The 13,832-nt window shown below is 48.9% G+C and carries 14 protein-coding genes and 1 other RNA gene; 6 read left to right on the forward strand and 9 right to left on the reverse strand.

Translation table 11 applies throughout. The annotated features are described in order from the left end of the window. Positions 1–6: 6 nt before the first annotated feature. From GC178_04030 to GC178_04040, 3 genes are read right to left on the reverse strand one after another with little or no spacing between them, the layout of a single operon-like run. Positions 7–1,155, reverse strand: coding sequence for a glycosyltransferase (locus tag GC178_04030; protein MBI1286727.1), 1,149 nt, complete (start codon positions 1,153–1,155; stop codon positions 7–9). Position 1,156: 1 nt separating this feature from the next. Continuing rightward, on the reverse strand, positions 1,157–2,107 hold the full coding sequence (locus GC178_04035) for a glycosyltransferase (GenBank protein MBI1286728.1): 951 nt from the start codon (positions 2,105–2,107) through the stop codon (positions 1,157–1,159). 8 nt (positions 2,108–2,115) lie between these two features. After that, positions 2,116–2,706, reverse strand: coding sequence for a DUF4199 family protein (locus GC178_04040; protein ID MBI1286729.1), 591 nt, complete (start codon positions 2,704–2,706; stop codon positions 2,116–2,118). 60 nt (positions 2,707–2,766) lie between these two features. On the opposite strand from GC178_04040, the gene ffs reads away from it, so the two are divergent. The 4 genes from ffs to GC178_04060 all read left to right on the forward strand — a co-directional run bounded on the left by ffs (position 2,767) and on the right by GC178_04060 (position 5,795). After that, positions 2,767–2,865: signal recognition particle sRNA small type (ffs, locus tag GC178_04045), an RNA gene on the forward strand. A gap of 108 nt (positions 2,866–2,973) precedes the next feature. After that, positions 2,974–3,627 carry a fructose-6-phosphate aldolase gene (gene fsa, locus GC178_04050; GenBank protein ID MBI1286730.1) on the forward strand — a complete coding sequence of 218 codons (654 nt, stop codon included), beginning with the start codon at positions 2,974–2,976 and terminating at the stop codon, positions 3,625–3,627. A gap of 3 nt (positions 3,628–3,630) precedes the next feature. Next, complete coding sequence (locus tag GC178_04055; GenBank protein MBI1286731.1) at positions 3,631–4,251, forward strand: threonylcarbamoyl-AMP synthase; 621 nt, start codon at positions 3,631–3,633, stop codon at positions 4,249–4,251. Between the two features lie 170 nt (positions 4,252–4,421). Beyond that, complete coding sequence (locus GC178_04060; GenBank protein MBI1286732.1) at positions 4,422–5,795, forward strand: T9SS type A sorting domain-containing protein; 1,374 nt, start codon at positions 4,422–4,424, stop codon at positions 5,793–5,795. On the opposite strand, the gene GC178_04065 is transcribed toward GC178_04060, so the two are convergent. The 6 genes from GC178_04065 to nusB all read right to left on the reverse strand — a co-directional run bounded on the left by GC178_04065 (position 5,796) and on the right by nusB (position 10,733). Next, a complete protein-coding gene (locus GC178_04065; GenBank protein ID MBI1286733.1) occupies positions 5,796–7,352 on the reverse strand; it encodes an NAD(P)H-hydrate dehydratase in 1,557 nt (518 codons plus the stop codon). Then, a complete protein-coding gene (locus tag GC178_04070; protein ID MBI1286734.1) occupies positions 7,349–7,930 on the reverse strand; it encodes a dephospho-CoA kinase in 582 nt (193 codons plus the stop codon). Before GC178_04070 ends, GC178_04065 begins: the two co-directional genes overlap by 4 nt. Next, positions 7,927–8,919: a hypothetical protein gene (locus GC178_04075; protein ID MBI1286735.1), complete on the reverse strand. Its 993-nt coding sequence runs from the start codon at positions 8,917–8,919 to the stop codon at positions 7,927–7,929. Before GC178_04075 ends, GC178_04070 begins: the two co-directional genes overlap by 4 nt. Before the next feature lie 20 nt (positions 8,920–8,939). Then, a complete protein-coding gene (gene yajC, locus GC178_04080; GenBank protein ID MBI1286736.1) occupies positions 8,940–9,236 on the reverse strand; it encodes a preprotein translocase subunit YajC in 297 nt (98 codons plus the stop codon). 10 nt (positions 9,237–9,246) lie between these two features. Further along, complete coding sequence (locus GC178_04085; GenBank protein ID MBI1286737.1) at positions 9,247–9,717, reverse strand: DUF1573 domain-containing protein; 471 nt, start codon at positions 9,715–9,717, stop codon at positions 9,247–9,249. A gap of 65 nt (positions 9,718–9,782) precedes the next feature. Then, a complete protein-coding gene (gene nusB, locus GC178_04090; protein ID MBI1286738.1) occupies positions 9,783–10,733 on the reverse strand; it encodes a transcription antitermination factor NusB in 951 nt (316 codons plus the stop codon). Between the two features lie 157 nt (positions 10,734–10,890). Here nusB and GC178_04095 point away from each other — a divergent pair, with 157 nt between their 5' ends. Together GC178_04095 and GC178_04100 are read left to right on the forward strand one after the other, a co-directional pair. Then, positions 10,891–12,690, forward strand: a complete 1,800-nt coding sequence (locus GC178_04095) for an ATP-binding cassette domain-containing protein (GenBank protein MBI1286739.1) — start codon at positions 10,891–10,893, stop codon at positions 12,688–12,690. A 74-nt stretch (positions 12,691–12,764) separates the two neighbouring features. After that, complete coding sequence (locus tag GC178_04100; GenBank protein ID MBI1286740.1) at positions 12,765–13,145, forward strand: DUF3276 family protein; 381 nt, start codon at positions 12,765–12,767, stop codon at positions 13,143–13,145. Positions 13,146–13,832 lie beyond the last annotated feature (687 nt).

Here is a 13,832-nt window from a genome sequence, read left to right on the forward strand (position 1 = left end):
AGAAAGTTACCCGACCTGCTCGGCCAGCGACCGTATCTGCGAAGCGAAATAATCCCAAGAAAAACGCTTCTTCTCCTCCTTGATATTCTCCACAAACTCCGCGTATCTTTCTTCTTTGAAGAACTTGGAAATTCCTTCGGAAACAGCTTCTGGGGTTGGTTCGGTAACATAACCGACCTTACCGTGAGGGACCATTTCGGGCAGACCACCGACATTGGTCACCAACATCGGTGTTTCGAAATGATAGGCGATCTGAGTAACTCCGCTTTGGGTCGCACTCAGATATGGTTGTGCAACCATATCAGCCGCACAGAAATAGTATTTCACTTTGAATTTATCCACGAAACCTGCATTCACGGTCACATGCTGCGTCAGCTTCAATTTATCGATCAGCTTGGTGTAGATGGCCCGATCTTCATAGAACTCACCTGCGATCACCAGCCTCAGATCCTCCTTGTCCTCCAATTGCGAAATGGCCTTGAGCAGCAATTTCAACCCTTTGTACTTACGGATGATGCCGAAGAAAAGTATCATTCTGGCATTCTCAGGAATCCCCAAATGCTTTCGGGCAAAAGACCTCTCTACCTTTTCCCCGAAACGATCATAGACAGGATGATAGAGCTGTTTTCGCGGCTTGTTTGAATCAAACTTTGTAAGGTCGTTGATAACCGTGGATGACATTCCGACAAAGGCATCGCAATGGCGCAAAAAGTATTTGGTGAACGTTTTATCGAAAGGTCTTTTTTCGTGCGGAACCACATTATCCAAAACACCGACCACGGGAACTCCAAGTGCTTTTTTCAACCATCTGCAGATGGTTCCCAAACATGGCCCCATGAAAGGCAGCCAGAAACGGACCACCACAAAATCAGGTGAGAAACGCTTGATCTGTCGGACCGTGAGCCACCAACTGATCGGATTTACCGAACTGATCGTTGGAAGTATTTTAACTCCTTCAGGTCCTTTCCTATCAGCGGCTTCCACCTGCGATGTTCCAGGAAAGAGAAATGAAGGATACTGAAGATAAAACGAGAAGATCACATTCTCGATTCCCTGTTGCGTGAACTCCTGCGAAAGGGATTCGTTTAGCTGCGCAATTCCTCCGCGTAGAGGAAACGCAGGACCAATGATCACGCATTTCTTGTCGGTAGCCAACTCAGTCTATCGTTTCAGCGATCTGATAATTATTACGATCGTGCGATGACCGCGAGATCATCTCGGCCAAAAAACCCGCCATGAACAATTGTGTACCGATGATCATGGCCAGAATGGCAAGATAGAACAACGGTTGGTCCGTCACTTCGCGCACTTTGGTACCGTGCATGATGGCCAACACTTTCTCAACGATCAGCCAAGCACTCACCACACCACCAAGCACGAACATCAGCACTCCGTAAACCCCGAAAAAGTGCATCGGTCGCTTACCGAAACGGCTCATGAAGGTGATGACCAACAGGTCCAATGGGCCATTTATGAAGCGCTCCAACCCGAATTTTGTCACCCCGAATTTGCGTTCCTGATGCTGTACCACCTTCTCGCCAATCTTGGTGAAACCTGCCCACTTGGCCAGAATGGGAATATAGCGGTGCATCTCGCCATACACTTCAATGCTTTTGACCACATCCTGCCTATAGGCTTTCAGTCCGCAGTTGAAATCGTGCAAATAGATACCTGACATTTTTCTTGCCGCCCAATTGTAAAGTTTGGTGGGAACGGTTTTGGTAATGGGATCGTAGCGCTTCTTCTTCCAACCCGAAACAAGGTCGAAACCATCCTCCGTGATCATCCGAACCAACTCTGGAATCTCCTCTGGACTGTCCTGAAGATCGGCATCCATGGTAATGACAATATCGCCTTTGGCAGCATCGAAACCTCGGTTCAACCCTGCGGATTTGCCATAATTTCTTCGAAAGCGCAAAGCACGAATCTGTGAATACTGATTCTTCAGGTCTTCGATCACTTTCCACGAACCGTCCGTGCTACCATCATCCACATACACAACCTCATACTGGAAGTTGTGCTTCTGCATCACGTCATCGATCCACCTGGTCAGTTCAGGCAGCGATTCGTGCTCGTTGTACAGCGGAATGACTACAGAAATGAGCACTTCAGGTGTCAGTTAACGTCAGAATCGATAGTATCGGAAGAACCAAACGGATCACCTTCCTTCTTAATAATGGCCGCGGTGATCAACGAAATAATGAAGCCCATAAATGTGTAGCTGAGAACGACCATGGCAGCCATAGGAACAGGCGACATGAACTTTCGTGTGTACTGCATCGCCATTTCCACCTGGTCGTCTGGCATTCCCTTTTCATATAGCTGATCTTCTGCACGAAGAATCAGTTGCTCGAACATATCGGCATCAATGAACTTGAAAAACACAAACGTGTAGAAGGCAACCAGAATGCTTCCGAAGAATGCGATGCCAACACCTGTTCCCAAGCCTTGACCATAGCTGATGAGTCCATTGTTCTTTTCTCGTTTTGCCCTTGTTCCAAGAAAAATGAATGTTGCAATAATTGCGTAGCTGAACCATTGAGCAGGTTGAGACTCGTTCATCCCAACCAAGTAGAGTCCAAGTGAGTAGGCGATCAAAGCCAAGCCAAGAATCCCTCCCCAGTTCATTAGATTTTTCATAGTTGCAAATTTTGAGGTTGTGGCAAATATAGTGCAATGGGCGGTGTTCCATGTTCCGATCAACATTTGTTGGCACCTGCAACTTGGGGGTTGTAGCAAAAAAGAAGAGTTCTACCTTTGCGGCCGGGGTAAGTCCTGTGCGACCAGCTCCTACTGAATCCCCCAGGACAGGAATGTAGCAAGGGTAGGTGGTTGTAGCGGTGCGACACAGATCGCTTACCCCTTTTTTATGTCCTTTTCCGAAGGAACTACTTTAAAACGTGTTCATTTCTTTTCGCCTGTCGGCTTGCCAGCAGGGCTCTATCTGACGACCTTCGCAACAAATCATTTACCATGAAATTTTTCATCGACACCGCAAACCTCGACCAGATAAAAGAAGCACAGGACCTTGGTGTTCTGGATGGCGTAACCACCAATCCATCGCTGATGGCCAAAGAGGGCATTCATGGCGATGCGCGCGTTACGCAGCATTACATCGACATCTGCAATATTGTGGATGGTGACGTAAGTGCCGAGGTCATTTCCACGGACTTTGAAGGAATGGTGAAGGAAGGTGAAGCGTTGGCGAAACTTCATCCACAGATCGTGGTGAAGGTGCCGATGATCAAAGACGGCATCAAGGCCATCAAGTATTTCACCGACAAGGGAATAAAGACCAATTGCACGTTGGTTTTCAGCGCTGGGCAGGCACTTCTGGCCGCCAAGGCCGGAGCAACTTACGTGTCGCCATTTTTGGGAAGATTGGACGACAACAGCACAGACGGAATGGAGCTGATCTCGCAGATCCGATTGATCTACGACAACTACATGTTCGATACACAGATACTTGCAGCCAGCATCCGCCACACCATGCATATTGTAAAGTGTGCCGAGGCGGGTGCCGATGTGGCCACGTGTCCATTGAATGCCATTCTCGGACTTCTGAATCACCCATTGACTGACATCGGTCTTGCCAAGTTCTTGGCCGACTATGCTGCGAACAAGTAAGCCATGCTGCTCCGAATTTACCCAGAGAATCCGAACCCGAAAGCCATTAAGGAAGTGGTGGATTGTCTGCGCCAAGGCGGAGTGATCATCTACCCCACCGACACGGTTTACGGCATCGGTTGCGACATCAACAACCGCAAGGCCGTAGAGAAGATCTGCCAAATTCGGAACATCAAACCCGAAAAGGCGCAGTTCTCATTCATCTGCCACGATCTAAGCCACATCTCCGAGTTCTGCACACAGATTGACAATTCAACTTTCAAGTTGATGAAGCGACTCTTGCCTGGACCTTACACCTTCATTTTGAATGCCACGAACAAGGTTCCGAAGTTGTTCCAGAGCAAAAAGCGAACGGTGGGTATTCGAATTCCAGACAACAATATTCCGCTTGAAATTGTGCGTGTATTGGGCAACCCGATCATGACCGCTTCGGTGCATGACGAGGACAAGATCATTGAATACACCACCGACCCATCGCTCATCCACGAGCGATTTGAAAATAAAGTGGACATCGTGATCGATGGTGGATTCGGTGGCATTGAAGGTTCAACGGTGCTGAACTGTGCCGATGGTGATGTGGAAGTGATCCGCGAAGGCAAAGGTTCCATCGAAGAACTTTACTGAACCCCAAAATCTCCGAATTCTATTTTGTCGCGAAAAATGGCATGCACGGCATGTCATTTACCGATTCATCCCTGTTTATCTCTTATTTGTCAAGATGGATGGGTTTCCAGTCTAAAAACCGTATCTAAACTTTAAAAAGTGGAGTAGTAACTATTAAGTAAATTAGAGTTATGCTCCGAAGTTCCATTGTCATATTCTGTCTTTTTGCCGCAGCAACTGCAACGGCACAGGACATGCTCTTTGACGATATTCATCAGAATGATGGGGCGGTTTTCGTGAAAACCGTGAACGGTGAAGAAACACTGGTAGATGCAAGCGGAACACCTGTTCCTCTGAACGATGTCTATCGCATGGAGCTGGAAGAACGAATCGAAAGAGGGTTCACAACGGCCGTTAACGGTGGTCTATCAAATGCTTCGCGATCGGCCGACCCAACGCTGGTTTTCAACCTGACGTTTCTCGATCAAGTGAACGGAACAGGAAAAGGTTTTGACGACCCCGTATTGGGTCAACAGCGCAGAGCGGTGCTTGAAGCAGCTTTCTCCTACTATGCGGCAACGATCGAAAATATCGGGGTTTGCGATGTAGAGATCCGCGAGTCATTTTCAGGAAACCCCAACAGCAATCCGTTCGCGTACTCGGCCGCCTATTATTTTGGTTCCAAAGGCTTCAATCAACCGTTCACGCAAGCACACATTGTAAATGGCAGCGACCCGTACGATGCTTATCCCGATGCCTACATGCAGTTCAATTTCAACTCTGGATTGAACTACAATTACGATCGCAACGCCCAGCCGTCAGCGCAGCAATACGATTTTTACACGGTTGTGATGCATGAGATCATGCACATTCTCGGCTTTTCGAGTTACTCCACAGCTTCTGGAGAATCTGCTGCTTCTCCGCAGGTCTTTACTTCATTCGATGAGTATTTGAAAGATTACACCAAGGCTGCGCTGTTCGAGGTCTCTGGTTCAGGTTCGAGCACCGTGGTGAACGAACCCGACAACGCAACGCTCACCAATAATCAGGTTTGGTTCGAACTTTATTCTGGGGTATTTGCCCCCGTGTTCTCACCCAATCCGTTCAATGCGTCCAGCATCGACCATTTTGACAATTCGCGTTCGGATCATGGTGGTTATGTGATGCACCCAACGCTCTCCAAAGGCGATGCCTTCAAATTGCTGCAGGAAGATGAGGTGCGCGTACTGGAAATACTTGGATACACGGTAAACTACAGCATTGCCACCGCCATTGAGGACGGTTTTTCTTCGGATGCCCCGCTCAAAGTGACATCAGGGCTTTATCCGAATCCTGCATATACTTCCGATCCAGTACGGATCGACATAGGAGATGTGAAGGGAGATCAGATACTTGTGATCGTTTACGACATGCTGGGCAAGCAGTCTTATTCGAAAGTGATCTTGAATTCAGGTCCTGGACCAGTTACGGCAATCGACCCTTACCAGAACCTCGCACCTGGAATGTACATCGTGATCGGTTCTACAAAGGATGAGCTCTTCAATGAGAAGTTGGTGATCCGTTGATCACTCCTCATCAAAACTCAGGAACGGAACATCCCAATCATCATCCTGTGCAATATCTCTGAACGCATTTCCCAGATGATGGACCATGTCGCTTGCCATGACCGCATTTTCGGAATAGAGAAAGGCGGCCGCATCGCCAGCTTGCGCATGCAGATGAACCCCGAACACGGCCGCAACCTCTGGCGAATAGCCCTGCGACAGCAGTCCGAGAATAACTCCCGTAAGCACATCGCCACTTCCTGCCGTGGCCATTCCAGGATTTCCGTTTGAATTGAAAAACACCTGACCCGCTGGTGTGCTGGTTGAGGTGTGCGCTCCTTTCAGCACAACGATAACCCCATACTTTCTGGAGAATTCCATTTGCAGTTGCAAGCGCTCGTAACCTGTTTTCCAAGTGCCAGCCAAGCGTTCAAATTCCTTCGGATGCGGGGTAAGGATGGTGTTCTTGGGCAAGAAGGAAAGCCACGTTTTATTCTCAGAAAGAACGTTCAATGCATCAGCATCGATCAAAAGCGGAACCTTCGCATCCTGAATCAATCGTTTCAGCGCATTGGCAGTGTCTTTCTCCGTTCCGATTCCTGGGCCGATGGCAATGGTGCTGAACGGTTCGAGTTTCGGGAATTCGGTAATGAAATGCTCGTTCGCATCCACCGAACACATCGCTTCTCTAATGCCGAGTTGCAGAATGTCCAAACCACATGCAGGAACGTGCGCGGTTACCAATCCTGCACCCGCACGCATGGCGGCTGCCGCGGCCAACTGGGCCGCACCCATTTTTCCACGCGAACCAGCCAAAAGCAATGCATGCCCGTAGGTTCCTTTGTGCGAGAATTTCGCGCGCTTCTTAATGATGGGACGAAGATCTTCTGCCACCACGTATCGGAACGGACCATCGGCCTGCATCTGTTCTTCCAACAGTCCGATATCCTGCACTTGTATTTCGCCAGCGAATACACCTGAATCTGGTAACATCAAACTCAGTTTCGGACAATGGAACGTGACCGTGAGGTCTGCCCGAAAGACCTTCGTAAGGTCGTTCTTCGTGTTATCCTCGCTGAAAAGACCCGTTGGCATGTCAATGCTCAACTTGAAGTTTTCGAGTTGATTCAAACGCTGCACGACATCAGCCAGAAAACCATCCAGCGGACGCGAAAGACCAGAACCAAGAATGGCATCCACCACAATGGCATCTTCTGGAATTTCGGGCAGCTCCTCTGCCACATCAATATGAATGATCGCTACCGTTTCCTCACCTTGCAGGTGATACAGGTTCTTGCCGAAATCGACCGAACCTTGCTCCATGTGTTCCAGCACAACCACGGTTATCTCCCGCTCTTCCCGCTCGGATTGAATGCGCGCCATGGCCAATCCATCGCCACCATTGTTGCCCTTCCCGCAGAAATAGAATACGGGGCGCAGATCCCAATCCTTACCCTTGGGAAACGCATTCAACACCGAAATGGCCGCGCGTTCCATCAGATCGAACGAGGAAACGGGCTCGTTTTCGATGGTGAAACGATCCAATGCACGTATCTGCTCTGCGGTAAGAATTTTCATTTCGAACTGAATTTCCTGTGCAACTCCAACACCTGCGGTATCAACAGTTCAGAACCATCGTTATTGAGAATGTGATCGGCCAATTTCGCCTTGCGCTCCTGCGTCCATTGGTTCTTCATTCTTCGCAACGCATCTTCTTCCGAAGCTCCATCGCGCGCCATTACGCGCTCGATGCGAAGCTGTTCGGGAGCGATGACCAACACAGAAATATCCACATCCTGATACGCTCCACTCTCAAAGAGAATGGCCGCTTCCTTCAGCACATAATCAGAGGTCTGCTGCTCCAACCATTGATCGAAATCGTCTGCCACCGCAGGATGAACGATTCCATTCAACACCGAAAGTTTCTCCTTGGAATTGAAGACCTGAGCCGCCAGATAAGCACGGTTCAACCTTCCGTTGATGTAGGCTTCATCTCCGAAAGCCGCAACGATGCGATCTTTCAGCACTTTATCATTCACCATCAACTCCTTGGCGCGGTTGTCTGCGTAATAGACAGGCACGCCCAACTGCTCAAACACTTTGCAGGCCGTTGTTTTCCCACTTCCAATACCACCTGTTATCCCTACAACTTTCATTTCTGTATAATGAATTCCACCTGTGGCGGATCTGCCCGCACCTGCCGTACATTGATGGGTTGCTCTTCAACGTAAACTACCAGCCGCGAATTGTCTTTGGTCTCATTGTCCAGCACCACCGATGCCTGAAACTGCGATGGCTCAACCTTGTCGAAATCGGGCAGTGGAACCAGATAACGCAGTTCCACTTCCTGCGGGAAGACCTGAACAGAGGCTTTCATATCGGTGATGACATTCAGTGGGACCGTCACCGTTCCTTCGGTGAATTCCACCACGTTCACCTCCACTTGCACCGCGCTGTGGCTCAAGCTGAGGTTCTCATTATCCCCAAACTTCCGCAATTTCGCTTCGGTGGTCACGCTTTCATCCAGACCCGAAAAGGTCTGCGGCTCGGTATAAACCGCATTGATGGTATCAACCATTTCCCTGGGGCCAATTACGAGCACCGAATCTGGCACAAGCACTGGTTCTGAGACAATACCGTATTGTTTCTGAAAAGAGAACGTGGCATCCAATTTCACAGGCACCTGTTTCAGATATTTCGGTTTGAACTGGAGAAAGACCGTGTCGGGTCGTACGCTGATGATCTGAACCTGATCATCTCCTGCATCGATCGTCTTTCCATCCTTACTGTTGGTGAGGAAATAATGCAGTTCGGCACCTTGGCGCGTGATGGTGGGAAGGTCTGATGGGGACGCATCGATCGATAGATCAAGTGACTCGATCTTGAGCCAATTCCAAAGCAGATCGAAACCAAAACCTTTCACCTCGGCCGTTACGAACTGTGTAGGTTCGTTCACAACCAGCACATCCTCTGGAATTCCGTTGTAGTGGATCGGAATCTGAACCTCATCCACATACTCTTTAGAGAGCGATGTGAGCAACCAGAACAGGGCCGAGAGAAGCAGACAAAGCATGAAAGCCACCGAACGCCTGTTGAGACGTGGTTCGATGGCTTCCCATATTCTGGCTGCAATGGAATTGGACATGCAGCCAAATTAGAAAAAGATCAATTGTTCTGCTGTAGACCTACGGAGTTGTCCTTCGACACGGCCGACTTCTCTATCTTGAGCTTGCCGCCATCACCTGTTTCAATGGTGATCGTGCTTTCTTTCACCTCCGCAATTTTGCCGTGTATGCCACCGATCGTTACAATACGGTCGCCTTTCTTCAATGCAGAACGGAACTCTTTTTCCTCTTTGGTCTTCTTCATTTGCGGACGGATCATGAACAGGTAAAACACCAGGAACATGAGTCCGAACATGAGGATGGTGCTTCCACCCTCGCCCAATAGATTCTGAAGCATACGCTTTGATTTATTCGCCTACTGGAACTTCCACCATTCCGTTGATGGCAAGTACCGTAGTGGCTGGATTCGTATTTGCAGTAATGGTCACCTTCTTGTTCTGCTGACCAGATTTTCCTTCGCTGTTGAAGACCACATCGATCTTGCCTTCCGCACCTGGAGCGATCGGCTCTTTCGGCCATTCTGGGATGGTGCAACCGCAACTTCCTTTGGCATCGGTAATGATCAGGTCGCCTTCGCCTGTGTTCTTGAATTTGAACGAATAGGCCACTTTCTCTCCCTGAACGATGGTTCCGAAATCGTGCACCTCTTTCTCAAACGTGAAAGCAGGAACCGCCACACTTGCATCTGTTCCAGATCCGTTTTCGGCCGTTGCAGGGTTCGAAACCACATCGGTGTCCATTTTTCCTTCACCAGCAGGTTTCTCACCACAACCGAAGAAAACACCTGCCACAAAAAGCATTGCTGCTAACTTTTTCATAGTCGTTTAATTATTGTTGTTAAATCGAAATTGAGAACGGACGCAAATGTAATGATCACTGCGGTTCATCCACCGATCAATCCCTTGCCGATCTTCTTCACTTTTCCACTTGCCTTGAGGTCGGCAAGCAGTTTGTCGAGAATCCCGTTGATGAACACATTGCTCTTTGGCGTGCTGTATTCCTTCGATATCTCGATGTACTCGTTCATGGTCACCTTGGTCGGAATCGACTTCATGTACATGAACTCGCACACGGCCATTTTCATCAATAGAATGTCGGTGGTGGCAATGCGGTCCATGTCCCAGTTCACCAATTTCTCCTCCACCATTTTCTGAAACTCACCGCTGTGCGTGGCCGTTTTTCTGAAAAGATCAAGCACAAACTGCCTGTCCTCTTCTTCATCCTTATAAAGTGGGATGAGCGTTCCACCGAAATCGACATCCTTTTTGAAATCGCCAATGGTGCGCGTGACCATACCGCTCACCTGCTCAAAGTCGTTGATCCAGAAAATGCTCTTCTCCTCAAAGATGGATTGCAGATGTTCGTTCGGCAGCAGGAAATCCTCATACAGACGATAAACAATTCTGCGCTCGTCCTTGTAGGTAGGCTCAGGGCCATTCATGTACTGCTGAAAGTCGTCCGATGCTTTGAAAGCGGAGAAAATTCTGCGGATGAGTTCGAGTTGATCAGCCCAATTGATCTTGCGGGCACTTATCTGCTTTTCGAGCTGTGGATTGTCTTTGAGTTGTAGCAGCACACGGTTCTGCACGAAACGCATGTTCGGGTTGAGGTCTTCATGAGAAGGCATCAGCTTGTTCTTACCTTCTTCTATCTGCTTTGCAGCGAAGGTGTGAACCTCTACAAGAAGTGAAAGATGGTGGATGTAGAGGTCGTAGATCTTTTCCAAGCTTTGCTTCAGCAACTTCTCGCCTACGGCCAATTCCGCGCCCTCCGAACGCTGATAGGCGAACAACGCCTGCATTACTTTCACCCTCAAATGTCGTCTGCTCAACATGCCTCAAAGAACCTTTTTTCCAACCTCCTGTTATGCTCTCACGACCACTTTTCCGAAACAATCAACGTTTCAACATCGAAGCGGTCAAACATTCCTAACTTTGGGCAAAAGTATGGTTATTTTCTGCAACTATTTTCTGGGATTTCGGAGCTGATTTATGCGGTCGCTGGCACATCTTAACAAGTACTTTTGGCGATACCGCGTGCGGTTTCTGCTCGGCATTCTGTTCGTTACCATCAGCAATGTTTATGCGATCCTTCCGCCCAAGATCGTGCGGTTGGCGTTCGACCTGATGCAGGAGATCAGCGTGATCGATGTCCATTTCGCCAACACGCCTTTCAAAAGTTACCTGAGCGACACGGCCATCAGCATCTGGTTCTTCTTTGGCTTTGTCATCGTTCTGGCAGCGGTTTTCAAAGGCATTTTCATGTTTCTGATGCGGCAGACCATTGTAGTGATGAGCCGTATGATCGAATTCGACCTTAAAAACGAGATCTATCATCACTACCAGCAACTGTCGCTGGCATTCTTCAAACGCAACAACACAGGCGACCTCATGACGCGCATCACTGAGGATGTGACGAAGGTTCGGATGTACCTCGGACCAGCGGTCCTGTACGCTATCAACCTGTCGGTTCTGGTTGTTCTGGTGGTGTACAATATGCTGAGCGTGAGTCCGAAGCTCACGGCATATGTGCTTGCTCCGCTGCCAGTACTTTCCATCACCATCTACTACGTAAGTAGAATGATCAACATTCGTAGCGAGCGTGTTCAGCGACAATTGAGCGCACTGAGCACGTTTGTGCAGGAAGGTTTCTCGGGCATTCGCGTTCTGAAAGCGTACGCAAAAGAGGAAATGTGGAGTGATGTATTTGAGAAGGAAACGGAAAAATACAAGGACACATCGCTTGAACTGGTGCGGATAAACGCACTCTTTTTCCCCACCATGCTGACCTTGATCGGCCTCAGTACGCTGCTGACCGTTTACGTGGGTGGTATGCAATCCATGTCGGGCGAAGTGACCGTTGGCAATATTGCCGAGTTCATCATCTACATCAATATGCTCACGTGGCCATTTGCCGCTATTGGCTGGATCACCAGCATCGTTCAGCGGGCGGCTGCCTCACAGACCCGTATCAATGAATTCTTAAGTACCGAGCCTGAAATTGTGAACACGGTGGAGCAACGCACCGATGTCAAAGGCAATATCACATTTAAGGATGTGGAGTTCGTTTATCCTGATAGCGGCACCCGTGCGCTGAATGGCATCAACTTCGAAGTGAAACAGGGAGAAAGCTTGGCCATTCTGGGAAGAACGGGAAGCGGAAAATCCACCATCGCATCGCTCATTACCCGAACCTATGATGCCACCAGCGGTCAAGTGCTTATCGATGGCAAACCCATACAGGAACTGAATCTCACCTCGGTACGGTCGAGCATTGGGTATGTGCCGCAGGATGTGTTCCTGTTCTCCGAATCCATTTCGCGCAATATTGCCTTTGGCGATGCCATGGGAACCATGACCGAAGAACAGGTTCATCAGGCCGCCAAGCAGGCCGACATTTACGACAACATCATCGAATTCCCGAAAGGATTCGATACGCACATCGGTGAGCGCGGCATTACGCTTTCGGGTGGGCAGAAGCAGCGTATTTCCATTGCCCGCGCCATTATCCGCGACCCAGAGATCCTGATCTTTGACGACTGCCTTTCGGCCGTGGACACGGAGACGGAAGAGAAGATCCTCGGTCACCTCAAAGACCTGATGAAGGGCAAGACCACCATCATCATCAGCCATCGCGTTTCCTCCGTAAAACATGCCGATCAGATCGTCATGCTCGACAAGGGACGCATCATCGAACGCGGCAATCATCAGCAACTTCTGGACCTGAACGGAGCGTACGCAGAGCTCTACCACAAGCAACTTTTAGAGGACGATCAGCGCAAGACAGCGTAATATCTTCGACAAACGTTAGCTTTCTTTCGACAGAAACATTTATATATTTGATGTAGTCGAAAACTATTGAGCAGATGGATGGACAGGATATGAGCAGGCGAGAAGATGTTTTTTCCAAGCCTGTAAGGGCGGGAAAAAGAACCTACTTCTTTGATGTGAAAGCAACCCGTGGCAACGATTTCTACATCACAATTACCGAGAGCAAACGCAGAATTGACGACAATGGCAAGTTCCATTACGACAAGCACAAGCTCTTTCTTTACAAAGAAGACTTCCAGAAGTTTGCCGAAGGGTTGGAGGAGGCCATTGCGTACATAAAAGACCAGAAGGGAGAAGACTACGGAAACGAAATGGACAACGAAACGGAGGAAAAGGTCAGCGAAACGGTCGATGCAAGCAGCAACGGATACAGTTCAAACCTCAGTTTTGACGATCTGGGCGATGATGACAAATAACCCGACCGAACAAGGGTAAAACGAGCCTCGCAGTTGCGGGGCTTTTTTTATGCCAGAAAGTAAAGGTCGATGATGACCAAAAGGAAATAAGGCGCCAACCCGCCCGCGCCTGAATAATCCTTGGCAATGCGCTGCCCCAAAAAGAGGGTGGAAAGAGTGGCAGATACATACATAAACTGGCAGAGGGCTCGCCTTCTACCGTTTTAAGATGTCGATCCAGAGCTAACGGTAAATACCCAACGCTTGTCGGATGCCAATTCGGAGCAAAGGATTGCCTCCCAACAGTTGTAGGATGGCAATCTGGACTGACGGATTCACACCCCACAGTTGTTGGATGCCAACTCGGAGCAAAGGATTGCCACCAAACAGTTGTAGGATAGGAATCTGGACTGACGGATTCGCACCCCACAGTTGTTGGATGCCAACTCGGAGCAAAGGATTGCCACCAAACAGTTGTAGGATGGGAATCTGGACTGACGGATTCGCACCCCACAGTTGTTGGATGCCAACTCGGAGCAAAGGATTGCCTCCCAACAGTTGTAGGATGGCAATCCGAGCTTCCGAATTTCGACTACACTTAGTTAAGAAGATAATGGAATCCGATAGGTATCAGAGTCATTCACCAATACAGCCTTACGGACATTCTATGCCAGAAAGTAAAGGTCGATGATGACCAAAATGAAATAA

The organism is Flavobacteriales bacterium, assembly GCA_016124845.1.
In the GTDB taxonomy this organism is placed as follows: Bacteria; Bacteroidota; Bacteroidia; order UBA10329; family UBA10329; genus UBA10329.

Bases quoted from the DNA above. Each gene is read 5' to 3' on its own strand.
- GC178_04040 (MBI1286729.1), bottom strand. From the start codon at position 2,706: ATGTTGATCGGAACATGGAACACCGCCCATTGCACTATATTTGCCACA.
- fsa (MBI1286730.1), top strand. From the start codon at position 2,974: ATGAAATTTTTCATCGACACCGCAAACCTCGACCAGATAAAAGAAGCA.
- GC178_04055 (MBI1286731.1), top strand. From the start codon at position 3,631: ATGCTGCTCCGAATTTACCCAGAGAATCCGAACCCGAAAGCCATTAAG.
- GC178_04060 (MBI1286732.1), top strand. From the start codon at position 4,422: ATGCTCCGAAGTTCCATTGTCATATTCTGTCTTTTTGCCGCAGCAACT.
- GC178_04065 (MBI1286733.1), bottom strand. From the start codon at position 7,352: ATGAAAATTCTTACCGCAGAGCAGATACGTGCATTGGATCGTTTCACC.
- GC178_04070 (MBI1286734.1), bottom strand. From the start codon at position 7,930: ATGAAAGTTGTAGGGATAACAGGTGGTATTGGAAGTGGGAAAACAACG.
- GC178_04075 (MBI1286735.1), bottom strand. From the start codon at position 8,919: ATGTCCAATTCCATTGCAGCCAGAATATGGGAAGCCATCGAACCACGT.
- yajC (MBI1286736.1), bottom strand. From the start codon at position 9,236: ATGCTTCAGAATCTATTGGGCGAGGGTGGAAGCACCATCCTCATGTTC.
- GC178_04085 (MBI1286737.1), bottom strand. From the start codon at position 9,717: ATGAAAAAGTTAGCAGCAATGCTTTTTGTGGCAGGTGTTTTCTTCGGT.
- nusB (MBI1286738.1), bottom strand. From the start codon at position 10,733: ATGTTGAGCAGACGACATTTGAGGGTGAAAGTAATGCAGGCGTTGTTC.
- GC178_04095 (MBI1286739.1), top strand. From the start codon at position 10,891: ATGCGGTCGCTGGCACATCTTAACAAGTACTTTTGGCGATACCGCGTG.
- GC178_04100 (MBI1286740.1), top strand. From the start codon at position 12,765: ATGGATGGACAGGATATGAGCAGGCGAGAAGATGTTTTTTCCAAGCCT.